Source organism: Vibrio sp. D54 (assembly GCF_021728075.1).
In the GTDB taxonomy this organism is placed as follows: Bacteria; Pseudomonadota; Gammaproteobacteria; order Enterobacterales; family Vibrionaceae; genus Vibrio; species Vibrio alginolyticus.
Genome location: NZ_JAKKCS010000022.1, coordinates 50644 through 76954, shown reverse-complemented (window position 1 = coordinate 76954; position 26311 = coordinate 50644). Strand labels below are relative to the sequence as shown.

Annotated in this window: 21 protein-coding genes; 8 read left to right on the top strand and 13 right to left on the bottom strand. The window is 46.5% G+C overall.

What is annotated here, in order from left to right:
* Positions 1-529: 529 nt before the first annotated feature.
* The 3 genes from hemG to L3V37_RS21720 are packed head-to-tail and all read right to left on the bottom strand — an operon-like array spanning position 530 to position 3194.
* Positions 530-1057 (bottom strand): menaquinone-dependent protoporphyrinogen IX dehydrogenase, encoded by a 528-nt coding sequence (gene hemG, locus L3V37_RS21730; RefSeq protein ID WP_054577148.1) that lies wholly within the window; start codon positions 1055-1057, stop codon positions 530-532.
* Between the two features lie 9 nt (positions 1058-1066).
* On the bottom strand, positions 1067-2524 hold the full coding sequence (locus L3V37_RS21725; protein WP_005378893.1) for a TrkH family potassium uptake protein: 1458 nt from the start codon (positions 2522-2524) through the stop codon (positions 1067-1069).
* Positions 2525-2570: 46 nt separating this feature from the next.
* The gene (locus tag L3V37_RS21720) at positions 2571-3194 is read right to left on the bottom strand and encodes a YigZ family protein (protein WP_005378891.1); all 624 of its coding nucleotides are present in this window, start codon (positions 3192-3194) and stop codon (positions 2571-2573) included.
* 261 nt (positions 3195-3455) lie between these two features.
* On the opposite strand from L3V37_RS21720, the gene fadB reads away from it, so the two are divergent.
* The 3 genes from fadB (at position 3456) to L3V37_RS21705 (ending at position 8048) form a co-directional block, all read left to right on the top strand.
* Positions 3456-5627 (top strand): fatty acid oxidation complex subunit alpha FadB, encoded by a 2172-nt coding sequence (gene fadB, locus L3V37_RS21715; RefSeq protein WP_054579435.1) that lies wholly within the window; start codon positions 3456-3458, stop codon positions 5625-5627.
* A gap of 14 nt (positions 5628-5641) precedes the next feature.
* Positions 5642-6817 (top strand): acetyl-CoA C-acyltransferase FadA, encoded by a 1176-nt coding sequence (fadA, locus tag L3V37_RS21710; RefSeq protein ID WP_006743176.1) that lies wholly within the window; start codon positions 5642-5644, stop codon positions 6815-6817.
* A 250-nt stretch (positions 6818-7067) separates the two neighbouring features.
* The gene (locus L3V37_RS21705) at positions 7068-8048 is read left to right on the top strand and encodes an MDR family oxidoreductase (RefSeq protein WP_025768943.1); all 981 of its coding nucleotides are present in this window, start codon (positions 7068-7070) and stop codon (positions 8046-8048) included.
* A gap of 52 nt (positions 8049-8100) precedes the next feature.
* Here L3V37_RS21705 and L3V37_RS21700 read toward each other — a convergent pair whose 3' ends face one another.
* Positions 8101-9045 carry a LysR family transcriptional regulator gene (locus L3V37_RS21700; RefSeq protein WP_005378881.1) on the bottom strand — a complete coding sequence of 315 codons (945 nt, stop codon included), beginning with the start codon at positions 9043-9045 and terminating at the stop codon, positions 8101-8103.
* 168 nt (positions 9046-9213) lie between these two features.
* Complete coding sequence (locus L3V37_RS21695; RefSeq protein WP_005378880.1) at positions 9214-9396, bottom strand: hypothetical protein; 183 nt, start codon at positions 9394-9396, stop codon at positions 9214-9216.
* Between the two features lie 133 nt (positions 9397-9529).
* Here L3V37_RS21695 and tusA point away from each other — a divergent pair, with 133 nt between their 5' ends.
* Positions 9530-9778: a sulfurtransferase TusA gene (tusA, locus tag L3V37_RS21690; protein WP_005426051.1), complete on the top strand. Its 249-nt coding sequence runs from the start codon at positions 9530-9532 to the stop codon at positions 9776-9778.
* Positions 9779-9822: 44 nt separating this feature from the next.
* On the opposite strand, the gene L3V37_RS21685 is transcribed toward tusA, so the two are convergent.
* Positions 9823-10083: a hypothetical protein gene (locus tag L3V37_RS21685; RefSeq protein WP_005497541.1), complete on the bottom strand. Its 261-nt coding sequence runs from the start codon at positions 10081-10083 to the stop codon at positions 9823-9825.
* A gap of 160 nt (positions 10084-10243) precedes the next feature.
* Positions 10244-10798, bottom strand: coding sequence for a TMEM165/GDT1 family protein (locus tag L3V37_RS21680; protein WP_005378877.1), 555 nt, complete (start codon positions 10796-10798; stop codon positions 10244-10246).
* A 484-nt stretch (positions 10799-11282) separates the two neighbouring features.
* On the opposite strand from L3V37_RS21680, the gene glyQ reads away from it, so the two are divergent.
* From glyQ to L3V37_RS21660, 4 genes are all read left to right on the top strand, one after another.
* The gene (gene glyQ, locus L3V37_RS21675) at positions 11283-12200 is read left to right on the top strand and encodes a glycine--tRNA ligase subunit alpha (protein ID WP_237307088.1); all 918 of its coding nucleotides are present in this window, start codon (positions 11283-11285) and stop codon (positions 12198-12200) included.
* Positions 12201-12213: 13 nt separating this feature from the next.
* Complete coding sequence (gene glyS, locus L3V37_RS21670) at positions 12214-14280, top strand: glycine--tRNA ligase subunit beta (RefSeq protein WP_104979891.1); 2067 nt, start codon at positions 12214-12216, stop codon at positions 14278-14280.
* Positions 14281-14497: 217 nt separating this feature from the next.
* Positions 14498-16582, top strand: a complete 2085-nt coding sequence (locus L3V37_RS21665) for an alpha-amylase (protein ID WP_237307086.1) — start codon at positions 14498-14500, stop codon at positions 16580-16582.
* 229 nt (positions 16583-16811) lie between these two features.
* Entirely contained in the window at positions 16812-18065 is a 1254-nt protein-coding gene (locus tag L3V37_RS21660; protein WP_017635592.1) for a valine--pyruvate transaminase, read from the top strand.
* A 127-nt stretch (positions 18066-18192) separates the two neighbouring features.
* On the opposite strand, the gene L3V37_RS21655 is transcribed toward L3V37_RS21660, so the two are convergent.
* The 6 genes from L3V37_RS21655 to dnaA all read right to left on the bottom strand — a co-directional run bounded on the left by L3V37_RS21655 (position 18193) and on the right by dnaA (position 26014).
* Entirely contained in the window at positions 18193-18630 is a 438-nt protein-coding gene (locus tag L3V37_RS21655; protein WP_005378857.1) for an Hsp20 family protein, read from the bottom strand.
* Between the two features lie 533 nt (positions 18631-19163).
* Positions 19164-19580, bottom strand: a complete 417-nt coding sequence (locus tag L3V37_RS21650; protein WP_017635594.1) for a GreA/GreB family elongation factor — start codon at positions 19578-19580, stop codon at positions 19164-19166.
* A gap of 343 nt (positions 19581-19923) precedes the next feature.
* A complete protein-coding gene (gene gyrB, locus L3V37_RS21645; RefSeq protein ID WP_005378841.1) occupies positions 19924-22341 on the bottom strand; it encodes a DNA topoisomerase (ATP-hydrolyzing) subunit B in 2418 nt (805 codons plus the stop codon).
* Positions 22342-22354: 13 nt separating this feature from the next.
* Positions 22355-23434 carry a DNA replication/repair protein RecF gene (gene recF / locus L3V37_RS21640; RefSeq protein WP_237307078.1) on the bottom strand — a complete coding sequence of 360 codons (1080 nt, stop codon included), beginning with the start codon at positions 23432-23434 and terminating at the stop codon, positions 22355-22357.
* A gap of 9 nt (positions 23435-23443) precedes the next feature.
* On the bottom strand, positions 23444-24544 hold the full coding sequence (gene dnaN / locus L3V37_RS21635) for a DNA polymerase III subunit beta (RefSeq protein WP_237307077.1): 1101 nt from the start codon (positions 24542-24544) through the stop codon (positions 23444-23446).
* A 63-nt stretch (positions 24545-24607) separates the two neighbouring features.
* Positions 24608-26014: a chromosomal replication initiator protein DnaA gene (gene dnaA / locus L3V37_RS21630; protein WP_005378835.1), complete on the bottom strand. Its 1407-nt coding sequence runs from the start codon at positions 26012-26014 to the stop codon at positions 24608-24610.
* Between the last annotated feature and the right edge of the window lie 297 nt (positions 26015-26311).

The window sequence follows — 26311 nt, the reverse complement described above, 5'->3', positions numbered from 1 at the left end:
GCCTGCCGCCAGCGTTCAATCTGAGCCATGATCAAACTCTTCAATTTAAGATTTTGTTCGGCTCAATGAATACTGAACATTCCTTTCGCTAATAAATAGCAGAAGTAATGTTTGAATTGACTGTGCTGAATCTTTCGATTCAATGGTCACTTCGTTTCATTGAAACCTAATTTGAAGCCTAAGCTTCTAATTGGATTATCATCAACGAGTGCCCACACAGATTGATAGGTCTATATTGTTAAAGAGCTTTCCTGTTGAGCTTTGCTCAAAACAGGACGGCCATTTTAGCGAGTTAAAGTTTAGTGTCAATCACTTTTTTCAAACTTTCTTCAAGCGTTTCCGCTTGGCTAACTTGGCTTGCTAACTTGGCTTCTTACTTTCGAAACTTAAGCTTCGAAGCGTTGCCGTGTCAGCGAGGAGGCATTATAGAGATTGCGATCACATTGGCAAGCCCTTTTTCTCGTTTTTTTTGATTTTTTTATCGTTCGGATAAATTTGCATCAAAAGCGGTCAAAAGAGCACGTTATTTCTACAGTTCTCTGAATTTATCTGCGAAAAGAGCCACTTTTTCCCAATTGGTGTACTCCACCTCTTTGGTCGTATCAGTTTCGCCACCCGTCATCGACATAATGAACCTAATCATAGTTCTGTCGAACCAGCTGTAACGTGGGTAATAAAGTGCACCAGCAAAAACACCGATTAGCGTTGGTTTCCAAGGCGACTTAATTAGGAACTTGTGAATGTAGGCACTACCTTCAGGTGTATCCTTTCCTTGGTCCTCTTTACGAGCGGTTAGGTTTACGCAGAAAAATGCCACTTTATTTTGCTCCAATTGATTGAGGTTTCGCTCAATAAACTGGTATAGCTTTTTATTAAGATGGCCATAGCGAATAGAGGCGCCTATCAATACTCTGTCGTATTGGCTGAAGTCAATCGTCTCGACATTATGTAAATCCACCAGCTCACAATCGAAGTCTGGAAGTTGTTCATCTATATAGTGGAGAATTTTTTTAGTCTGCCCTTCGCGGGAAGAGTATAGAAATAATGCTTTTGCCACGATTTCCCCTTAGCTACGCCAAAACGTCGGCGTAAGTAGAATAAGTAAGGTAAAGATTTCCAAACGACCAAACAGCATAGAAACTATTAATACCCATTTTGCTTTGTCGTTAACATCACCAAAGTGAAGCGCCACTTCTCCCAAGCCAGGACCGAGGTTGTTCAGAGTCGCAGCCACCGCCGAGAACGCACTGAGCTCATCCATTCCTGTTGCAATCAACCCCAACATACAAACCACAAATACCAATGCGTATGCGGAGAAGAAACCCCAAACCGCATCGACAACACGTTGCGGTAGGGCACTGCCACCTACTTTGATGGTGTAAACCGCGCGTGGATGGACTAAACGTTTTAGTTCACGCGCACCTTGTAAGGTAAGAAGCAGGATACGGATCACTTTCATGCCGCCGCCTGTTGAACCAGCACAACCACCTATAAAAGAAGAGAACAATAACAGCACAGGTAAGAAGAGCGGCCAATCCGCAAAACCTGTTGTCGTAAAGCCCGCTGTTGTGGATATTGATACGGTTTGGAACAGAGCCTGATCGAAAGCATCGTATGTCGATGTGTAAGAGTGATGTTTCAGTAATAATAGAAAGCAAATGATAAATAGCAGCACTTGAATAAACAAGAAGGCGCGAAACTCAGGATCTTTCCAGTAATACTTGGGATGTACGCCACCTGATGCAAATGCAGCAAAGTGCAGTGTGTAATTACATGCAGATATAAGCAGAAAAACCACCGTAATCAGGTTAATCGCGTAACTATCAAAGTACCCGATGCTGGCATCGTGCGTAGAGAAGCCACCAATGGCAATGGTGGAAAAGCTGTGACTGATGGCATCAAATGGCGTCATACCAGCTAACCAAAAAGCCGAAGCACAGGCGATAGTCAGGCTCAAATAGATGTACCAAAGCGCCTTAGCAGTTTCTGCTATGCGCGGCGTCACTTTAGTATCCTTGACTGGACCAGGGATCTCGGCGCGGTAAAGCTGCATACCACCGATGCCAAGTACTGGCAAAATCGCCACCGCTAATACGATGATTCCCATACCGCCGAACCACTGCAGTAACTGTCGATAGAATAGAATCGCTTTAGGTAACTCATCCAAACCAACAATAACGGTCGCCCCGGTCGTCGTGAGAGCAGAAAACGATTCAAAAAACGCATCTGTCACTGAGACGTTCGGGTTGTCAGCAATGAGAAAGGGGATCGAGCCTGCACTGCCAAGTACTGTCCAGAATAAGACGACAATAAGAAAGCCATCTCGAGCTTTAAGCTCGTGCTTATACCTGCGGTTTGGGTACCAACAAACGGCCCCACAAAACAGCAGAACAAAAAATGTCGTGACAAAAGGCACACCAGCACCATCTCGATAGATCAGCGCAACGAGTGCTGGCGCAAGCATAGTGACACTAAAGAGTGCGAGCAGTAGCCCGACGATTCGAATAATTGAACGAAATTGCATGGATAAATTGACTAGCGAAGCTGTCCCTGTTGCTTCCTGTTTTTCATTATTGTCCGTCTAGCGGAGTGACAATTGCCTTTGCCCCGCTTTTATTGATGATTGCTTGGGTAAACGCGCTCACTTCTCGAAGCTCAATTTCCACCACTAATACGACCTGATCGCTGTATTCAGCCTCGACTTCTATCGCACCAAATTGCGGCATGATTGATTGTGCGATAGGCATAAACCCATAGTCTAACGTTAGTCTGAGCTTTGTGGTTATTTTTTTCTCAATAGTTTGAAGCAGCTTGAGCGCTTGTTGAACCCCACCCCCATACGCTTTAACCAAGCCGCCTGTACCTAACTTGATTCCACCAGAGTATCGCGTGACCACAGCCGTGATCTCCCCCACCCCAGATCCAGACAGCTGCGCCAGGATTGGTTTGCCTGCTGTTCCGGACGGCTCCCCATCATCACTAAAGCCCCATTTCATTGAATCTTCCGGGCGACCAGCAACAAAGCCCCAACAGTTATGTCTGGCATCAGCGTGTTTAGCTTTGATTTGATCAACAAATGCTTTTGCAGCTTCGATACTTGGCGTGTGCGCTAAATAAGTAATGAAGACGCTCTTTTTAATTTCTTCTTCAAATTGAGCGGGCTCTGCTGGAATCAGATAAGGCTTGTCATTCATAGGATTATGGATTCAGGTCTATTTGTCTGAAGTCTATCACGAGTGTGATTTACCCGTCGCATAAGATCTGCCACAGCGCACAATGTTAAACACTTGTTTAAAAAATGTATTGAAATTAGACGATCCACGATCCAAACTAACTTTACTGGTCAAACCAGAACAAAAATAAAACGACTTCCTCGATACCTATTTGCCGAGGTACACGGCGTCGTTGAAATAGGTATACAGACAATCCACGATTGTATGTCATGGAGATAGACAATGATTTACCAAGCCGAAACCCTACAGGTAAAGGAAATACAAGATGGTATTGCAGAGCTAAGCTTCTGCTCTCCAAAATCCGTCAACAAACTCGACCTAGCGACATTGGAATCGCTAGATAAAGCTCTTGATGCGCTCATTGCCCATCAAGGCCTCAAGGGGTTGTTGCTCACTTCAGATAAAGACGCATTCATTGTAGGCGCAGACATTACCGAGTTTTTAGGTCTGTTTGCTAAAACGGATGCCGAGCTCGACCAATGGCTGCAATTTGCTAATAGCATCTTTAACAAATTAGAAGACTTACCCGTTCCGACCATCTCAGTGATCAAAGGCCACGCTCTTGGTGGCGGTTGTGAATGTGTGCTAGCAACAGACATGCGTATTGGTGACAAAACCACCAGCATCGGCCTACCAGAAACGAAACTGGGAATCATGCCTGGCTTTGGTGGTTGTGTACGCTTACCTCGCGTTATTGGCGCAGACAGCGCAATGGAAATCATCACCCAAGGTAAAGCATGCCGTGCGGATGAAGCATTGAAAATTGGCTTACTCGATGCAGTTGTAGAGACTGATGCTTTATACGAATCAGCACTACAAACTCTTAACTCTGCAATTAACGAGAAACTTGACTGGCAAGCACGCCGAGCACAGAAAACATCTCCGCTAACGCTGAGTAAGCTTGAATCAATGATGAGTTTCACCATGGCGAAGGGTCTGGTGGCACAAAAAGCAGGCCCTCACTACCCTGCCCCAATGACAGCCGTTATCACGATTGAAGAAGGTGCTCGCTTTGCACGTAATGAAGCGTTAGACATTGAACGTAAGCACTTCGTGAAATTGGCTAAATCGGAAGAAGCAAAATCACTCGTTGGCCTATTCCTTAATGATCAATACATCAAAGGCATTGCGAAAAAAGCAGCGAAGTCAGCAAGTAAAGACACGCAACGTGCAGCCGTGTTAGGTGCAGGTATCATGGGTGGCGGCATTGCTTACCAATCAGCGCTAAAAGGTGTGCCTGTCTTAATGAAAGACATCGCGCAAGCGTCGCTCGACCTAGGCATGACTGAAGCATCTAAGCTGCTGAATAAACGCTTATCTCGCGGTCGCATTGATGGCTTTAAGATGGCGGGTATTTTAGCGTCAATCACACCGAGCCTACATTACGCAGGTATTGAAAACTCTGATGTGATTGTTGAAGCTGTCGTTGAAAACCCGAAAGTAAAAGCAGCAGTTTTAAGTGAAGTTGAATCCCATGTCGGTGACGACACCGTTATCACCTCAAACACCTCGACGATTCCTATCAACCTATTGGCAAAATCACTAAAACGCCCAGAAAACTTCTGTGGTATGCACTTCTTCAACCCAGTGCATCGTATGCCTCTTGTTGAGATCATCCGTGGTGAGCATACCTCTGATGAAACCATCAATCGTGTTGTGGCGTATGCTGCGAAAATGGGCAAATCACCAATTGTCGTTAATGACTGCCCAGGGTTCTTCGTTAACCGCGTATTGTTCCCATACTTTGGCGGCTTCAGCATGCTACTTCGTGATGGTGCTGACTTTACGAAAATCGACAAAGTCATGGAGCGTAAATTTGGCTGGCCGATGGGACCGGCGTACTTGCTTGACGTAGTCGGCATTGATACCGCGCACCACGCACAAGCTGTGATGGCTGACGGTTTCCCTGAGCGTATGGGTAAACAAGGTCGTGATGCGATTGATGCACTGTTCGAAGCAGACAAATATGGTCAGAAAAATGGTAATGGCTTCTACAGCTACACCATAGATAAAAAAGGTAAGCCGAAGAAAACCTTCTCCGAAGCGATCTTACCGGTACTTGCTGACGTTTGTGCCGATAAGCAGGACTTTGACGATCAGACCATCATTCAACGTATGATGATTCCAATGATCAACGAAGTGGTGCTGTGCCTACAAGAAGGCATCATCGCGACTCCGCAGGAAGCAGATATGGCATTGGTTTATGGTCTTGGTTTCCCTCCATTCCGCGGTGGCGTATTCCGCTATCTAGACAGCGTGGGTATTGCTGAATACGTTGAAATGGCAAAACAACACGCCGAGCTAGGTGCGATGTACCAAGTACCGCAAATGCTGATTGATATGGCGGCGAAAGGTGAAAGCTTTTACGGTGCACAACAGCAAGGTTCTATCTAAGGAGGGATTCTAAAATGACTAATCAAACAAGAAATGTTGTCGTAGTCGATTGTCTACGTACTCCAATGGGTCGCTCTAAAGGTGGTGCTTTCCGTCATACACGAGCAGAAGATCTATCTGCGCGCCTAATGAAAGGCATTCTTGCGCGTAACCCACAAGTGAACCCAAGCGAGATTGAAGACATCTACTGGGGCTGTGTACAGCAAACACTAGAGCAAGGCTTTAACGTTGCACGTAATGCCGCGCTACTCGCGGGCCTGCCGATTGAAATTGGCGCCGTGACGGTGAACCGCTTGTGTGGTTCATCAATGCAAGCGCTTCACGACGGTACACGTGCCATCATGACTGGCGATGCTGAAATCTGCCTAATTGGTGGCGTTGAGCACATGGGGCATGTGCCAATGAACCACGGTGTAGACTTTCACCCAGGTATGTCAAAGAACGTTGCAAAAGCTGCGGGCATGATGGGCTTAACGGCTGAAATGCTTGGTAAATTACATGGTATTAGCCGTGAGCAACAAGACGAGTTTGCCGCTCGCTCTCACGCTCGTGCGCACGCAGCAACCGTAGAGGGTCGTTTTAAAAACGAAATTCTACCAATTGAAGGCCACGCTGCAGACGGCACACTGTTCACTCTGGATTACGACGAAGTGATTCGCCCTGAAACATCTGTTGAAGGTCTGTCCCAACTTCGCCCAGTGTTCGACCCAGCAAACGGTACAGTAACAGCCGGTACTTCATCGGCGCTGTCCGATGGTGCATCAGCGATGTTGATCATGAGCGAAGAGAAAGCCAATGAGCTTGGCTTGAAGATTCGTGCACGTATTAAAGGCATGGCCATTGCGGGCTGCGATCCTTCTATTATGGGTTACGGTCCTGTACCTGCGACGAAAAAAGCGCTCAAGCGTGCCGGTCTTTCAATTGAAGACATGGATGTGGTTGAGCTAAACGAAGCATTTGCCGCGCAGTCTCTACCGTGTGCTAAAGACTTAGGCCTGCTTGATGTTATGGATGAGAAGGTCAACCTTAACGGTGGTGCGATAGCATTGGGTCATCCACTAGGCTGTTCTGGTTCACGTATCTCAACAACGCTGATCAACCTAATGGAAGCGAAAGACGCGAAATACGGTCTGGCCACCATGTGTATCGGTTTGGGTCAGGGCATTGCGACAGTATTTGAACGACCATAACAGTTCAAGACGTTGTTGTAGTGATCGAGCCAACAATCATAAGCAAATGAACTAATAATAAAATTTTTAGTATTACACTTAAGGGCGACAATTGATGTCGCCCTTTGTTTTACATCAAACATGCATGAATAGCATACATTAAATGCTCAAGTTTCATTTTATTCATAGACAAAGAAGACATACACTTAGACCAGTTGATATCTTGCTGCATGTGACCCAGAGTCATGCTACCGCACAATCGGAGAACCTTATGTTTAATGCTCTAGTTCTAAATCAAGAAGACAAACGTACTATCGCTAACATCGAGCAAATCGATGAAACACAACTGCCTGAAGGCGACGTTCTGATTGACGTTGATTACTCATCGTTAAACTACAAAGACGGTCTTGCGATCACAGGTAAAGGTAAAATCATCCGTAACTTCCCGATGGTGCCAGGTATTGACCTAGCAGGTACGGTAGTAAGCTCAGAAGACGACCGCTACCAAGTTGGTGACAAAGTTGTCCTTACTGGCTGGGGCGTGGGTGAAAACCACTGGGGTGGTATGTCTCAGCGTGCTCGTCTAAAAGCGGATTGGCTAGTACCACTACCAAAAGGTCTAGACAGCAAGAAAGCAATGATGGTTGGTACTGCTGGCTTCACTGGTATGCTGTGTGTTCAAGCACTGCTTGATGCAGGCATCAAACCTGAAAATGGCGAAATCCTAGTAACTGGCGCAAGTGGCGGTGTAGGGTCAGTAGCAGTAACGCTTCTAGCACAGCTTGGCTACAAAGTTGCTGCAGTGACAGGTCGTGTAGAGAAAAACGGCCCGCTACTTGAAAAACTAGGTGCTAGCCGCATCATCGACCGTACTGAATTTGAAGAACCAGCACGTCCGCTTGAAAAACAAGTATGGGCAGGTGCGGTTGATACTGTAGGCAGCAAAGTACTAGCAAAAGTATTGGCGCAAATGGATTACAACAGTGCAGTTGCAGCTTGTGGTCTTGCAGGTGGTTTTGATCTACCAACCACAGTGATGCCGTTCATCCTACGTAATGTTCGCCTACAAGGTGTGGACTCAGTAATGTGCCCAACAGAGAAACGTATCGCTGCATGGGAAAAGCTGGTCGAGCTACTACCAGACAGCTACTTCGAGCAAGCGTGTACTGAAGTTGCTCTTGCTGAAGCACCGAAATATGCAGAAGACATCACCAACGGTCAAGTAACGGGTCGTGTGGTTATCAAGCTATAAACACTGACTCAGTGTAAACAGACGAAGAGCCGGCATTGCTGGCTCTTTTTTGTTAGCAGTTCAGTCCCATATCTTCGATACGTTTAGCTATCAGACGGCTACACTCTTCACGCACAATCGTTCTTAACCATTCTTGAGCGGGAGAATGCTCGCAACGCGCATGCCAAATCATCGAGTATTCAAACGGCGTGAATTGGAATGGTAACGGTTTCACCACCAAGTCATAACGCTCGGCAACCAGATACGCCAAGTCCGCTGGCACTGTGATGATAATTGGCAAGGTATCCATGATCGCCAATGCGGCTTCTAAATGATAAGCCCGCAGAACCATTTTACGCTTAGGTTTCTCCATCAAAGCTTGTTCGATCAGTGCCTTAACACCATCACTGATGGCGATCATGGCATGTGGATGACTCAGATAATCATCCAAGCTCATTTCTTTATCCGCTAATGGATGCTGTTTTGAAAGCATACACAGCACCCCCACTCGCCCCAACACTTCACTGCGTAGAGGCTCCACCGGGCCTGTCGGGCGACAAATCGCTAAGTCTGCACCTTCATAAGTGAGCTGATCTGATAAACGGTCGTGTTGCAGTGGTAAGAAGTTGAAAGACACGTTTGGCGCTTCTTGGTAAATTCTCGGCAAAGCGAACGGTAAGATTGTTTGCATGGCATAGTCGGTGGTCACGATGTTGAAAGTCTGCACGCATTGCAATGGGTCAAACTCAACCGGAGATAACAACTGACGTAAAGACTCTAATGGTTCGCCCAATGAGCGATCGATCTCTAACGCTTTCTGAGTTGGGATCAAATGCTGTCCCTGACGAGTAAACAGCGGGTCTCCCAACAAGTCACGTAGACGACCAAGCACACGACTCATTGCCGATTGACTCAAGTTCAGACGTGTTGCCGCCTTACTGACACTGTTTTCTTCTATCAGTACTCGCAACGCAACCAGTAAATTTAAATCTCGGCGATAGATATCTTCCAGTTCCACGAATTAGCCACTTATTTTGTATGTGTTTGGGTAAATTGTACTCTTTAGGCAAAAAAAATCCCGCCTTTCAGCGGGGAAGCCCAAGAAAAATGGGGATAGTGTCGGAATGAAGTGTCGGTAAAAAATAGGTGAGCGTTATTAAAAGCATTCTGATCCAAGCAAGAAGCGCTAATTTTCTTGCTCAGATGCGCCAGACCATCTGCGCATCTCGATCCAAATCCCAATAATAGTGGCAACCATGCCTACAAGAGGCGTCAAAGAGGTGTCAGCTGGCGTCCTGAGTACCAATGCACAAAACGAGATAAAACACAGCACTGAGTAAATCGTAAGTCTGTCTAACGCTGTTAACATTGCCTCTCCCTTGCCAGTTGTTACCAAATTGTTAATTTAAGGTAAAACAAAAAATTCGGTTTGCCAAGTGGTTATTGAATATTTTTTCAACGAAAGTAAAATTCAACGCTAAGTTAGTTACGAGAATCACACTATGAGCTTTAATCCTGAACTGGCAACAAAGACGTTAGAGGCGGAAGGACTGCGCTGCCCAGAGCCAGTGATGATGGTCAGGAAGACAATTCGCAACATGCAAGATGGTGAGGTTTTGCTAGTAAAAGCGGACGACCCATCGACAACTCGAGATATTCCGAGTTTCTGCCGCTTTATGGATCACCAGTTGATTGCAGCGCAAACAGAACAACTGCCTTATCAGTACCTGATTAAGAAAGGTTTGGAATAATCTCAGTGAGATCAAAAACGGCAGCCCAGTAGGCTGCCGTTTGTTTATTCGTCATATTCTAGTGTGCGAACTTCAGATTGGAGCTTGTTAAGTTGTTTCTGCATCGCACGGATTTCTTCATGCATTGGAATAATGTGCGCCACCCGAATCCACGCTTCAACCGTCAAGCCAGTAAGAATGAACGTCCCTGCCACAATCGGCAACCACATATCAGTCAGTACCATCGCTAACAAGCACAGCGCCAAACCAAAGGTGAATAAATAACTCTGACTCTTTGGGGTCATCCCCATGTAACGTGTAAGCATAAACTTGCCCTCTCGCTATCATTCACACCATTAAACTACCATGACAAGTATGACACTTATATGTCATCCGTCACGCAACGGAACGATTTAGAGTCAGAGTTTGAACTCGCGCAGCACGCCACTAATGATTGATAACTCACATCATTTCACGTGCAAAAAATCAGAACAGTGCAGCCCCTATTGCCAGAGCAATAAACAAAAATGCGGTGATTTTACGGATCAGCCCTAAAGGCATCTTGTCGGCCGACAATTTACCAATCAGGACCACAGGTACATTCGCCAGCAGCATACCGATTGTGGTACCGATAATCACCAAACTTAACGCATCCGCGTATTGCGCCCCTAAGATGGAAGTGGCGATCTGAGTTTTATCGCCTATCTCCGCAACGAAGAACGCGATAAAGCTGGCAATAAATGGGCCTCGATTAGAAATCTGCTCGTCATCATCCAGTTTGTCCGGGATCAGAACCCAAGCCGCCATCGCGACAAAACTGACCACCAGCACCCACTTTAAAATCTCAGGTGATAGATAGTCTGCGACAACCACACCTAACCATGCAGCCAAAGCGTGGTTGGCGATAGTTGCCAAAAAGATTGCTGCAATAATTGGGATTGGTTTTCGGTAACGACTTGCGAGTAATAGAGATAGCAATTGGGTCTTATCGCCAATTTCTGCTAACGCTACAGTAGTAATTGAAATAGCTAAAACGCTCACGACATGCTCATTGGGGCAGGGATTATTATTTTTAACCGAAGACAAACCTCACGCCCCTACCCCGGTTCGTGATGATTTGTCTAAGGTCTTGCTAAACTTGAAAGGCTTCAAGTCTCGAACGCCATGGTGATTTTGCACCAATTATGTTGACGGACGAACCAGATGAAACAGAAACTTCATCAGGTAAGCTACTCCCCAAAGACAGGCGCAATTCTAGCCACCTTTGTTGCGCTTCTCAAGAGCCAAAGCAGGCAAAAACTCCCTTTTAGGAAAAATACAGCAGATAACGCGGTAAAAATTCATTAAAGGAGAAAATCGCCCACGAATTAATCAAGATTAGCTCTACTCCCATGCTCAATATCTGGTTATACTAGATTGTTAATTTATTCAACCGTAATTACTCTTTATCGCCGTTGTTAGAGTTGAAAAACTCGGCATAGATGACGAATTAACGAGTAACAAGAGAATCGCGCGAACCTGACTTATGCAAAAATACGATATCAAAACCTTCCAGGGAATGATCCTCGCGCTGCAGGATTATTGGGCTCAAAATGGTTGTACCATTGTTCAACCGCTAGATATGGAAGTGGGTGCGGGTACCTCTCACCCAATGACCTGTCTACGAGCGCTTGGCCCAGAGCCAATGTCGACAGCTTACGTACAACCTTCACGTCGTCCTACTGATGGCCGTTACGGTGAAAACCCTAACCGTCTTCAGCACTACTACCAATTCCAAGTAGCGCTAAAACCATCGCCTGACAATATTCAAGAGTTGTACCTTGGCTCCCTTGAAGTTCTTGGTATTGACCCTCTTGTACACGACATCCGTTTCGTAGAAGACAACTGGGAAAACCCAACACTAGGCGCATGGGGTCTAGGCTGGGAAGTTTGGCTAAACGGCATGGAAGTGACTCAGTTTACTTACTTCCAGCAAGTTGGCGGTCTTGAGTGTAAGCCAGTTACTGGTGAGATCACTTACGGTATCGAACGTCTAGCAATGTACATCCAAGAAGTAGACTCTGTTTACGACCTAGTTTGGAACATCGCACCAGACGGCAGCAAAGTGACTTACGGTGACATCTTCCACCAAAATGAAGTAGAGCAATCGACTTACAACTTCGAGCACTCAGACGTGGAATTCCTATTTGGTTTCTTCGAACAGTGCGAGAAAGAGTGTAAAGAGCTGCTTGAGCTTGAAAAGCCACTGCCACTACCTGCTTACGAGCGCATTCTAAAAGCTGGCCACGCATTCAACCTACTAGATGCGCGTAAAGCGATCTCAGTAACTGAACGCCAACGTTACATCCTACGCATCCGCAACCTGACGAAAGCAGTTGCAGAAGCATACTACGCATCGCGTGAAGCTCTTGGCTTCCCAATGTGTAAGAAAGAACAAGCGTAAGGGGTAGAGTAACATGGCAAAAGAATTTCTAATCGAGCTAGGTACAGAAGAGCTACCACCAACGCAACTTCGCACACTAGCTGAAGCATTCGCAGCAAACTTCGAAGCAGAACTAAAAGGCGCTGAGCTTGCTCACGAGGGCGTGAAATGGTTCGCGGCACCTCGTCGTCTTGCTCTAAAAGTAGCAGCACTAGCAGACAGCCAGTCTGACAAAGTTGTTGAAAAGCGTGGTCCTGCGGTTTCTGCAGCATTTGACGCAGAAGGCAACCCAACAAAAGCGGCTCAAGGCTGGGCACGCGGTTGTGGCATCACGGTTGACCAAGCAGAGCGCATGGTTACAGACAAAGGTGAATGGCTACTGTTCAAACAAGAAGTGAAAGGTCAGCCAACGTCTGAGATCGTCGTTGAACTTGCAGCGAAAGCACTAGCAAACCTACCTATCGCAAAACCAATGCGCTGGGGTAACAAAGCAACTCAGTTCATCCGTCCAGTTAAGACGCTAACCATGCTAATGGGCAGCGACCTAATCGAAGGCGAGATCCTTGGTGTCGCTTCAGACCGCACTATCCGTGGTCACCGCTTCATGGGTGAGCAAGAGTTCACTATCGATTCTGCTGAGCAATACCCTGCGATTCTAGAAGAGCGCGGTAAAGTAATGGCAGATTACGAAGCGCGTAAAGCAATCATCCTAGCTGACGCACAAAAAGCAGCAGCAGCGGTTGGCGGTATCGCTGACCTAGAAGATGACCTAGTAGAAGAAGTAACGTCTCTGGTTGAATGGCCAGTAGTACTAACAGCGAAGTTCGAAGAAGAGTTCCTAAAAGTGCCTTCTGAAGCGTTGGTTTACACCATGAAAGGTGACCAGAAGTACTTCCCTGTTTATGACGAAAACAAGAAGCTACTACCTAACTTCATCTTCGTATCGAACATCGAATCAAAAGAGCCTCGTTACGTAATCGAAGGTAACGAGAAAGTAGTTCGCCCTCGTCTTGCTGACGCAGAGTTCTTCTTCAACACAGACCGTAAGCGTCCGCTTATCGACCGTCTGCCTGAACTAGAGCAAGCGATCTTCCAAAAGCAACTGGGTACGATCAAAGACAAAACAGACCGCATCACAGAGCTTGCTGGCTACATTGCTGAGCAAATCGGTGCTGACGTTGAGAAATCAAAGCGTGCTGGTCTACTAGCAAAATGTGACCTAATGACCTCAATGGTATTCGAATTCACGGATACTCAAGGTGTTATGGGTATGCACTATGCTCGCCACGACGGTGAAGCAGAAGAAGTTGCAGTAGCACTGAACGAGCAATACATGCCTCGTTTCGCAGGTGATGAACTACCATCTAACGGCGTTTCAACTGCAGTTGCAATGGCAGACAAGCTAGACACTATCGTAGGTATCTTCGGTATTGGTCAAGCGCCTAAAGGCAGCGACCCATTCGCACTACGCCGCGCATCTCTAGGTGTACTACGTATCATCGTTGAATACGGCTACAACCTAGATCTTGTTGACCTAGTAGCGAAAGCGAAGTCACTGTTTGGCGATCGCCTAACCAACGACAACGTTGAGCAAGACGTTATCGAGTTCATGCTTGGTCGTTTCCGTGCTTGGTACCAAGACGAAGGATTCAGCGTAGACATCATTCAAGCGGTTCTAGCTCGTCGTCCGACGAAACCAGCAGACTTCGACCAACGAGTTAAAGCGGTTTCTCACTTCCGTGAACTAGAAGCAGCAGAGTCTCTAGCAGCAGCGAACAAACGTGTAGGTAATATCCTAGCGAAATTCGACGGCGAACTAGCGGCAGACATCGACCTAGCACTTCTACACGAAGACGCAGAGAAAGCACTAGCAGAAAGCGTTGAAGTAATGACTGAAGCGCTAGAGCCAGCATTTGCTACAGGTAACTACCAAGAAGCCCTAAGCAAGCTAGCTGACCTACGTGAACCAGTTGATGCGTTCTTTGATAACGTAATGGTAATGGCAGACGACGAAGCACTTAAGAAGAACCGTCTGACACTACTGAACAACCTGCGTAACCTGTTCCTACAGATCGCAGACATTTCTTTGCTTCAAAAGTAATTCATTACTCTTCGAAGTGATTAAGAAATAAGTAAAAGGGAAGCAGATGCTTCCCTTTTTTGTTGCCTTCAAACCGATGAAGGTGACGCTTATTATTCATTTTGTGAACAAGACTAAAATTTGTAGGGTGAGACGCGTTTAACTTGTTGGTATAGAGCTCGGATTGTAGAGGCACAGTTTTGCTATAACTGGACTGTTTATTCGGGGGAAGGACACAATGAAAAAAACAATTCTCGCACTCTCTATTGGTCTACTGAGCGCTTGCAGCCAGATTCCAGAAAATGCCATCGTATTAAGCGTTGGTGATGACACCGCTGTTTTTGAGGAAAACTCACAAGGCTTACTTGTCGCCGAGCAAAAACTCGAAAAAGGCAGTTATAGCTTTACCATTGCTGACAGCAAGCAAAGCTGTGGCAGTAGCTTTGCCCTAGCAGAAGAAGATCGCATCAAATTCAATCGTCCATTAAAAATGGATAACTGCGCCACTGACGCACAAATGCCGCTGCGCATCTTCAAAGCCAATACCTATCAATTTACGCTCAACCCAACCACCAATGAGCTCACGGTCAAAATCAAACCAAAACAGACTCAGGACATCACCTACTCTTGCCCTGTCGCAACTGACACGCCAAAAACCATCAATGTTGCTCAAACCTTTAATGATGGCACTGTCGTTCGTGATGCCTTAACCGGACAAGAAGCCACTGTCGCCAATGGCAGCGTCACCATGCAACCGGGTCCTATGAGCCAAGGTCTATTGCTGCTAGAAGAAGTTGAACAACAAGCCGACAAACCGTTCAGTTGGGACAATGCGACGGTGTACTTCGTCATGACCGACCGCTTCTACAATGGCAACCCAGACAACGACAACAGCTACGGTCGCAGCAAAGACGGAAAATATGAGATTGGCACCTTCCACGGTGGTGACTTGGCGGGTCTGACGAAAAAACTCGATTACATCGAATCACTTGGTGTGAATGCTATCTGGATAACCTCGCCACTGGAACAAATCCACGGCTGGGTTGGCGGCGGCGATAAAGGCGACTTTAAGCACTACGGCTACCACGGCTACTATCACCAAGATTGGACCAAGCTTGATGCCAACATGGGTACCGAAGATGAACTCAGAACCTTCGTCGATACTGCCCATAAGAAAGGTATCCGCGTGATTTGGGATGTGGTCATGAACCACACAGGTTATGCGACATTAGCAGACATGCAGGAATTCGGATTTGGTCAGCTTTACCTTGATGACCAAGAAGCCAAAGAAGTCCTTGGTGAAAAATGGACCGACTGGCAGCCAAAATCAGGACAAAGCTGGCACAGCTTCAACGACTACATCAAATACGGTGATAGCGAAGCGTGGGATAAATGGTGGGGCAAAGATTGGATCCGCACCGATATTGGCGACTACGATGCTCCGGGCTACAACGACATCACCATGTCTTTGAACTACCTACCGGATCTCAAAACCGAATCAACTCAGAAAACCGGATTACCAAACTTCTTCCGCAATAAAGACACCAATGCGCAAGATGAGCTGCAAACCCCACGTGAACACCTGATTACCTGGTTATCCGATTGGGTGCGCGACTATGGCATTGACGGCTTCCGTGTCGACACCGCTAAACACGTTGAAATGGAAGCGTGGGCAGAGTTGAAAGCCAGCACCACCCAAGCGCTTGCTCAATGGAAACAAAACAACCCGGACAAAGCCTTGGATGACCTACCTTTCTGGATGACAGGTGAAGTGTGGGCACATAGCGTAGTGAAGAGCCCGTATTTCGATAACGGCTTCGATTCCATCATCAACTTCGAGTTCCAATCTGATGTGGCACCAAAAGCGCTGAAGTGTTTCGCTCAACTTGATAATGATTACCGCCGCTATGCAGAACGCATCAATACCGATCCTGAGTTCAACGTGTTGAGCTACTTGTCTTCACACGATACACAGCTGTTTTGGTCAGCACGCAGCCGCAGCTTTGATGACCAAGCACGTGCCGCGAATGCACTGATGCTGGCTCCGGGTGCAGTACAGATCTATTACGGTGATGAGATCGCCCGTGATTTTGGCATTACTGGTTCAGATACTCACCAAGGCACACGCTCAGATATGCCATGGGATAAGATTCATGGCGAACGTGAAGATCTACTGCAACATTGGCAAAAGTTGGGTGAATTCCGTAAACGCCACCCAGCAGTTGCTCAAGGTAAGCACATCACTCGCAATCAAGAAGGTTACTACGCGTTCGAACGCCAATACCAAGACGATAAGGTGCTGATTGTTTACACCGGTGAGTAAATCACACTCTCTCCACCAGCAAGGGAAGCATAAGCTTCCCTTTTTTATTGTTCTTTTTGCCCTTTTGTCTCGTTCCTCTGGTCTGATGACGCACTTTTTTCTTTTTCGGCTTAATTCACACTTTGCGTTAATTACACATTGAGGTAAGGTCAAGGATTACTCGATAAGCCGATAAAACATCGGCATAAACATACACAAAGCAATCACAATGAATTAGGTATAAGTCAGCATGCAGTTCTCAAAGTTTGGTGAAAAATTTAATCAGTATTCAGGTATTACGCAGTTAATGGACGATTTGAATGATGGTCTGCGCACACCAGGTGCCATCATGCTCGGTGGAGGTAATCCTGCCGCCATTCCTGCCATGCTCGATTACTTTCACCAAGCCAGTGAGGAAATGCTCGCCAGTGGGGAGCTCGTCGCCGCCCTCGCCAACTACGATGGCCCGCAGGGTAAAGACGCGTTCGTCAAAGCGCTAGCTCAGTTATTCCGTGAAACTTACGGCTGGGATATTTCCGAAAAAAACATCAGCCTAACTAACGGTAGCCAAAGTGGCTTTTTCTACTTGTTCAACTTGTTGGCAGGTAAACAGCCAGACGGTTCGCACAAGAAAGTGCTACTGCCTATCGCGCCTGAATACATCGGTTATGGTGATGCTGGCATTGATGAAGATATCTTTATCTCTTACCACCCAGAAATCGAGCTGTTAGATAACGGCCTGTTTAAATACCACGTCGATTTTGAGCAACTCGCCGTCGACGACTCTGTTGCGGCAATCTGCGCGTCTCGCCCAACTAACCCAACGGGTAATGTACTGACAGATGAAGAAGTACGTAAGCTGGACAAGCTAGCACGTGAGAACAACATCCCACTGATCATCGATAACGCCTACGGTCTACCTTTCCCGAACATCATCTTTGAAGATGTCGAACCGTTCTGGAATGAAAACACCATCCTATGCATGAGCCTATCTAAGCTTGGTTTACCGGGCGTGCGTTGTGGCATTGTGATTGCGAGTGAAGAAATCACTCAAGCGTTAACCAATATGAACGGCATCATCAGCCTAGCGCCGGGCAGTGTTGGTCCAGCGCTGGCAAACCATATAATTGGCAAAGGTGATCTGCTTAAACTGAGTTCAGAGGTGATTAAGCCGTTCTACAAGCAAAAATCACAACGTGCGGTTGAACTGCTCCAACAAGCAATTACCGATGAGCGATTCCGCATCCACAAGCCGGAAGGCGCTATCTTCTTGTGGTTATGGTTTGATGAACTGCCAATCACAACAATGGAACTGTACCAACGCTTGAAAGCGCGTGGCGTATTGATTGTCCCTGGTGAATATTTCTTTATTGGTCAGCAAGACGAGTGGGATCACGCGCACCAATGCCTGCGTATGAACTACGTTCAAGATGATGAGATGATGCAAAAAGGCATTGCGATTATCGCTGAAGAAGTGGAAAAGGCTTACCGCGAAGGTAAATAGACGGATTGAACTCAGCCGTTCTTCTCTTTGAAATTACGGCTTTGAAATAGCGGATTTGAAAACCCCCAAACTAAAAAGAGCGCCCATATGGCGCTCTTTCTCATTCTATAACCGGGTGGTTAACTGATTAGTTGTTCTCAATCAGGTTGTTGCCACCGATAGCAATCTTACGTGGTTGCATGGCTTCAGGGATTTCACGAACTAAATCGATATGAAGCAGACCGTTTTCCATTGATGCACCCACGACTTTTACGTAATCCGCTAGCTGGAATTTACGTTCAAAATCACGTTCTGCAATACCTTGGTAAACGTAGTTTTTGCCTTCTTCTGCTTTACGTTCGCCCTTCACAATCAACATGTTTTCGTTTTGAGTCAGATCGAGCTGTTCTTCAGCAAAGCCAGCAACGGCCATAGTAATACGGTAGTTGTGCTCGTCTTTTTGCTCAATGTTGTATGGAGGGTAACCGCCAGAAGTATTTTTCGCTGTATTCGCTTCCATCAGGTTTAGCAGACGATCAAAGCCAATTGCATTACGGTATAGTGGTGAGAAATCTACATTACGCATAAATCTATCCTCTTAATTAAGCAATAGTCTTAGTTCAGATGAGTTTCATCCTACTGGCGTGTTTATGCAAAAACCAACGCCGAACTAAGAGATTCTTATCATTCCACTGGCCTTGGTTTGGCTCGGAGACATGATATTGAATCTAAAGGTTTAAGTTGTGTGCTAAAACGCCATATCCTCTTCTGAGCGATCTCGTTTTAGCGATTTAAGAGGGCTGGTCTTCTAGTCTCTAGCAAGCCAGTCACCCTCTTCACAACTAGATATAAGGTCGTCAAAAATGACTTTCAAGGGAAAAAATAAAAAATTTTTAAAGCATCCACTATCCCCTTGAACAGCTTAGTTCCTCATCACTTCACGATCAGTGATAAAAAGCCCGCCGTTCTGGAGGGCTCAATCTAAACTTTACTTGCGGGAGGATTTACGCGCTTTTACAACGCCCTTTTCTGCCGCCTTTTCCTGCTTTAGTTTGCGCTTTTCTTTTAGACTCAACTGCGGTTGTTTCTTTTCTTTCTTACTCATGACTTCACCTCTATTTATTGGCACAACAGACAACCACACAGCATTTTCTGAGCTGGTGGCTGCGATTGATGAACAATTTCAGTAATCACAAAGCAGCGTCGCTGATTAAAAATTTCCACTTCGAGCGCATCATTTTTAGCTCGACCTAACAGTCGAGACCCCAAATAAGAATCGACCGCGAGCATACCTGTCATGGGTTGCCCCTTACGCGAGCTGACCAATGTCATGCGATATTGATAGGCGCGTTCAACATCCACTAAGCGAACCGTGTCCCCAACCGCAATACGAGCTCGGTTACGGCAATGGGCTTGTTGCTCGCAGATTTCAAATAGCGATAACAACCTTAGTGGTGATTGATAGGTTAAAAAGCGACTGGTTAACCACCAAGTTCGCAGCGCCAAGCAGTACGCTGAGAACCAGCGTTCAAACATGATTATTTCCTTCTTAATGCCTTGTCTTACAAATAAATTCAGTGCATTGAACCGGAAGTGCATCACTTCCGGCTTAGTTCAGGAAAGTCATCACCATTTTCTTAGTCTCCTTATTCATCAGCTCTTCAGCACTATAGCGAGCAGAAAAAAGAAAGCAAAAACGCTCAAGCGAACAAAATGGCGAGAAAAAAAGAAAACAGAAATAAAATGGCAGGCTTGATCGGGTTGTTGGCAGTTAGTACCAGAAAAACATCCGCTTTAGCAGAAAGTGGCGATTTTAGCTGGTGGTACAACAAAAAAAGCAGCGATTTCTCGCTGCTTTTTACTATCACGAACAGTGTCGTTATACGTCTAGGTTCGCTACTTTCAGTGCGTTCTCTTCGATGAAGTTACGACGAGGTTCTACTTGGTCACCCATTAGCGTAGTGAACAGTTGATCTGCGCCTACCGCATCTTCAATCGTTACCTGCATCATACGACGAGTTTCTGGGTCCATGGTGGTTTCCCAAAGTTGGTCTGGGTTCATCTCACCTAGACCTTTGTAGCGCTGACGGCTTAATCCACGCATTGACTCTTTCACTAACCAGTCAAGCGCTTCTGCAAAGTTTGCCACTGGCATAGTACGCTCACCACGCTTGATGTACGCGCCTTCTTCCAGAAGTCCATCAAGTGCTTCTGATAGATCAGCCAACTTGCCGTACTCTTTCGAGTTTAGGAAGTCGATGCTAATTGCATGTTCGTGCGTCACACCGTGAGTACGAACCACAATCTTAGGCAAGTTTAAGCCAAGCTCTTCGTGCTGCTCAACTTCGTAGCTGTATTGGCTCGCACCCACTTCTTTCGCATTCAGCTGCTCAATAAGCTGCTTCGTCCACGCTTCCACAACTGATGCGTCATGGCATTGCTCTGGCGTTAGGCGAGGAGTGTAAATCAGCTCGTTTACCAAAGCACTTGGGTAACGACGGCTCATACGTTCCGCCAGTTTAATCCCCGCATTGTACTGTTGAACAAGCTTCTCTAGTGCTTCACCTGCCAATGCTGGTGCTTCTGCGTTTACGTGTAGCGATGCATTATCCAGAGCCAATGATACTTGGTATTGGTTCATCGCTTCTTCGTCTTTGATGTACTGCTCTTGTTTGCCTTTTTTCACTTTGTATAGTGGTGGCTGAGCGATGTACACATAGCCACGCTCGATAAGCTCTGGCATTTGACGGTAGAAGAAGGTCAACAGTAGCGTACGGATGTGCGAACCATCGACATCGGCATCGGTCATGATGATGATGTTGTGGTAACGAAGCTTGTCCGGGTTGTACTCGTCACGACCGATACCACAACCTAGTGCGGTGATCAGTGTTGCTACTTCTTGAGAAGATAGCATCTTGTCGAAACGTGCTTTTTCTACGTTAAGAATCTTACCTTTTAGCGGTAGGATCGCTTGGTTCTTACGGTTACGGCCTTGTTTTGCGGAGCCGCCTGCCGAATCACCCTCCACTATGTATAGTTCAGAGAGTGCCGGATCTTTTTCCTGACAGTCTGCAAGTTTACCTGGAAGGCCAGCTAGGTCTAGTGCACCTTTACGGCGCGTCATTTCACGAGCTTTACGCGCTGCTTCACGAGCACGTGCTGCATCGATGATTTTCGAACAAACCATCTTCGCTTCTGTCGGGTTCTCAATCAGGAACTCAGACAGTTTTTCACCCATTGCAGACTCAACAGCTGATTTCACTTCAGAAGAAACCAGTTTGTCTTTTGTTTGGCTTGAGAACTTAGGATCAGGCACTTTCACCGAAACAACCGCAGTTAGACCTTCACGCGCATCGTCGCCTGAAGTCGCTGTTTTCGCTTTCTTCGAGAAACCTTCTTTATCCATAAAGCTGTTCAATGTACGTGTTAGCGCAGCACGGAAACCAGCAAGGTGAGTACCACCATCACGCTGTGGGATATTGTTGGTAAAGCAGAAGATGTTCTCTTGGAAACCATCGTTCCATTGCATCGCCACTTCAACTGAAATGCCGTCTTCACGCTCAGAGTTAAAGTGGAAGATTTTTTCGATGATTGGCGTTTTGTTGGTGTTTAGGTGATCAACGAACGCTTGAATACCACCTTCATACATGAAGTGATCATGTTTGTCCGCTTCACGTTCATCAACCAATTTGATCGACACACCAGAGTTCAGGAATGACAGTTCACGCAGGCGTTTCGCCAGAATGTCATAGTGGAACTCAGTGTTAGAGAACGTTTCGGCACTTGGCCAGAAACGAATTTGTGTACCGGTTTTATCCGTATCACCCACAACGGCTAGTGGCGCTTGAGGCTCACCATGGCGGTAGGTTTGCGTATGGATATGGCCACCACGATGAATCGTTAGCTCAACTTTCTCTGATAGTGCGTTTACTACTGAAACACCTACCCCGTGAAGACCACCCGATACTTTGTATGAGTTATCGTCGAACTTACCACCCGCGTGAAGAACCGTCATGATTACTTCTGCTGCAGAGACATTTTCCTCTGAGTGGATTTCTGTTGGAATGCCACGACCATCATCGCTAACGGAAACCGAGTTATCCTCATGAATTGTCACAACGATGTCTTTACAGTGACCTGCCAACGCTTCATCAATTGAGTTATCCACCACCTCGAAAACCATGTGGTGAAGGCCGGTGCCGTCGTCCGTATCGCCGATGTACATTCCTGGACGCTTACGTACCGCATCCAGACCCTTCAGTACCTTAATACTCGATGAATCGTAATTTTCAGACATGAGTTTCTCTCTTCTAGTTTGACTCTATCCTGCCATGTTCCACATGAAACAATTTACCGTTATCGTCCAACATATCGGCGATTTGGCTTTCAGTGATAGAGCTTACAAATACTTGTGCGCCCGTCTCTTTTAAGCAGTCAGCAAGACGCTTGCGACGTTGGCTATCTAATTCCGACGCGAAGTCATCAATTAGGTAAATGCATTGTTTACCGGCCATCTCTGTCAGGTGTTGCCCTTGCGCTACACGCAATGCACACACCATGAGTTTTAATTGACCGCGTGACAGAACATCTTCAACGGGCGTTCCGTTCACTTTAATGCGCAAATCAGCTTTGTTTGGACCACTAAAGGTGTATCCCAATGCCTGATCACGCTCAAAATTCTTTTCTAGTATCTCGTGGTATGGGGTGTCTTTATCCCAGCCACGATAATACTTCAATTGGATCTCAAATTCTGGCAAAAATGTCTGACAGATAGTTTCTGCGACGGTTTTCATCTGCTCGATGTAACTTGCTCGCCATTGGCTGATGTTTTCAGCCAATCCTGCCATTTCCTGATCCCAATAACTGAGCTCACGATAACTATTGGCGGTTTTCAACAACGCGTTGCGCTGCTTGTTCAGGCGCCTGAACCTTCCCCATGCTTGATAAAAAGCGGGCTCGGTATGAAACACGCCCCAATCAATAAACGCACGACGATGTTTAGGGCCATCTGTCAGTAAATCAAACCCTTCTGGGTGTATCAACTGCAGAGGCAGAACTTGTGCCAACTGCGCTAATTTTTGTCCAGATTGACCGCCTATTTTAACCTCTGTTGAGCCATCACGCTGCTTATTAATGCCGATAGGTAGCTCAAATTGATCCGAGTTCAAAAAACGACCATGAACAAACAGTTCGTCACACTCATTTTGTATCACTCGTCCGGTGAGAGAGCTCTTGAATGAGCGGCCATGTCCGAGCAGATAAACCGCTTCTAAGACACTGGTTTTACCGCTGCCGTTCGGCCCGATAAGAAAGTTAAAGCCTGCTGATAACTCAATATCACAGGCTTTAATGTTTCGAAACTGCTGAATGATGAGACGAGAAAGAGGCATTCAGTTGGCTTATAGACGAATTGGCATCACCACGTACATGGCACTGTCATCGTCGGCATTTTCAATCAACGCGCTAGCGTTAGCATCCGACATCGACACACGTACATTTTCACAACGCAACGTGTTCAGAACATCAAGCACATAGCTTACGTTAAAGCCGATTTCGATGGCGTCACCTTCAAAGGTTACATCAAGCATCTCTTCCGCTTCTTCTTGTTCTGGGTTATTCGCGGTTATGCGCATTTCAGTATCAGCCAGATTCACACGCACGCCACGGAATTTTTCATTGGAAAGAATCGCAGCACGAGAGAAGGCTTGGCGCAACTCGTCACAACTTGCTATTAGTGTCTTATTGGTGCTCTGAGGCAATACACGGCGGTAGTCAGGGAAACGACCATCAACCAACTTAGAGGTAAAAGTAAAGTTATTCACCTCAGCACGAACATTGGAGCTACCGATCTGAAGTACTACGGGCAGCTCTGGCGCATCCATCAACTTTACTAATTCTTGCACACCTTTGCGTGGCACGATGATTTGCTTCTGCGCAAAGTCCGCACCTAGCTGAGTTTGCGATACCGCCATACGGTGGCCGTCCGTCGCCACGCTGCGTAGCGTGGTGCCGTCAATTTCAAACAACATGCCGTTGAGGTAGTAACGAACGTCTTGATTCGCCATCGAGAACTGAGTTTTGTCGATCAGCGTACGTAAATCAGCTTGGCTCAGTGATACTTCCACTTCGCTTTGCCAGTCTTCAATATTAGGGAAATCGTTCGCAGGAAGCGTTGCCAACGAGAAACGGCTGCGACCAGAGCGAACTTGTACGCGATCACCTTCTAATACAAATGTGATGATCGCATCGTCCGGTAAACCACGGCAGATATCGAGAAACTTACGCGAAGGAACGGTAATGCTGCCCGCTTCAAAATCACCTTCTAGCGTCACTTTGCTTACTAACTCTACTTCAAGATCGGTTGCCGTCATCGACAATACGTTCTCTTCTACTTTAAGAAGTAGGTTACCCAAGATTGGCAGAGTTGGTCGGCCACCTAAAGCGCCCGAAACCTGCTGTAGCGGTTTGATTAAATGACTACGTTCAATGGTAAATTTCATGCTTGGCTCTTTACGCTGTCAGCTCAATAAATGATTTGCTTAGAATACCGTTATTCTAACCGATTACGAAGACAGGGTGCGAATCAAGTTAGAGTAATCTTCTTTAATGTCGTGGCTCTCTTCACGCAGCTGCTCAATCTTGCGACAAGCATGAAGTACGGTCGTATGATCGCGGCCCCCAAACGCATCGCCAATTTCAGGCAAGCTATGGTTGGTTAGCTCTTTTGCTAACGCCATAGCCAGCTGACGAGGACGCGCTACAGAACGAGAACGACGCTTAGACAGCAAGTCCGCCACTTTAATCTTGTAGTATTCCGCCACGGTCTTTTGAATGTTATCGATCGTCACCAGCTTCTCTTGTAGAGCAAGCAGATCGCGCAGCGCTTCACGAACAAAATCAATCGTAATTGGACGACCAGTAAAATTCGCATTCGCGATAACACGGTTCAGTGCACCTTCTAGCTCACGAACGTTCGAACGCAGACGCTTGGCAATGAAGAATGCCACTTCATCAGCAAGGTGGATTTGGTGATCTTCAGCTTTTTTCATCAAAATCGCCACACGCGTTTCAAGCTCAGGTGGCTCGATCGCAACAGTAAGACCCCAACCAAAGCGAGATTTAAGACGATCTTCAACGCCATTAATTTCTTTAGGATAACGGTCAGACGTTAGAATGATCTGCTGATTACCTTCCAATAGTGCGTTGAAGGTATGGAAGAATTCTTCTTGTGAACGTTCTTTATTAGCAAAGAATTGGATGTCATCGATAAGGAGCGCATCCACGCTGCGGTAGTAGCGTTTGAATTCTTCAATCGCATTGTTTTGCAACGCTTTTACCATGTCTTGCACAAAACGTTCTGAGTGCATGTAGACCACTTTTGCGTTCGGGTTGTTATCCACAATCGCGTTGCCCACCGCATGCAACAAGTGCGTTTTACCCAAGCCCGTGCCGCCGTATAGGAACAGCGGATTGTATGCTGCACCAGGATTATCCGATACCTGACGCGCCGCAGCCAAACCCAGTTGGTTCGACTTACCTTCAACAAAGTTGTCGAACTTGTGCTTTGGGTTCATGTTTGAGCGGTGATTGATAGCCGCAATCGCTTGAGCATCGTCATCCCAGGTTTTGTGTACTGGCTTACGCGCCTGTAATTGCGCAGGTGCAGATGACTCGGCAGCCACATCTGCAGGCGTACGTGTCGGCGCTGGTTTTGGTGCGGAGACAGGTCGGCTCCCCACTTCAAAACGTAAGTTAGGAATATCGCCACCGCAGTATTCCTGCAGTAAGCGAGTAATATTGTTCAGATACTTATCACGCACCCAGTCCAACACAAAGCGGTTTGGCGCGAATAGAGTGAGAGTATTGTCATTGAGCTCCGCTTGTAGCGGACGAACCCACATGCTGAATTCTGTAGCTGGTAGCTCTTCTTGAAGCTGCTGCAAACATTGCAGCCAAAGCGAAGATGACACGGTGCCCCCACTGAGTAATTGAATTATCGGAAAAGACTGGCAATTTTACCTGTTGATAACCAAGATCGCCAGCGATTGATCGACGATCCAGTGAATAAGATCCAAGTTATTCACAATTATTTCTGCAAACTTGATGAGATCAACACACCTTGCCCCAAATTTGCCCACACAACGATCCACAATTGGGCAAAATTCACAAGATCGAGCGATTGGTGATAAGTCTGTGTATTATTTTATTCCCAATGATGATTTTGTCGATCATTTCGCTAGGTTCAGTTCGCATTTTCGTCACATTTA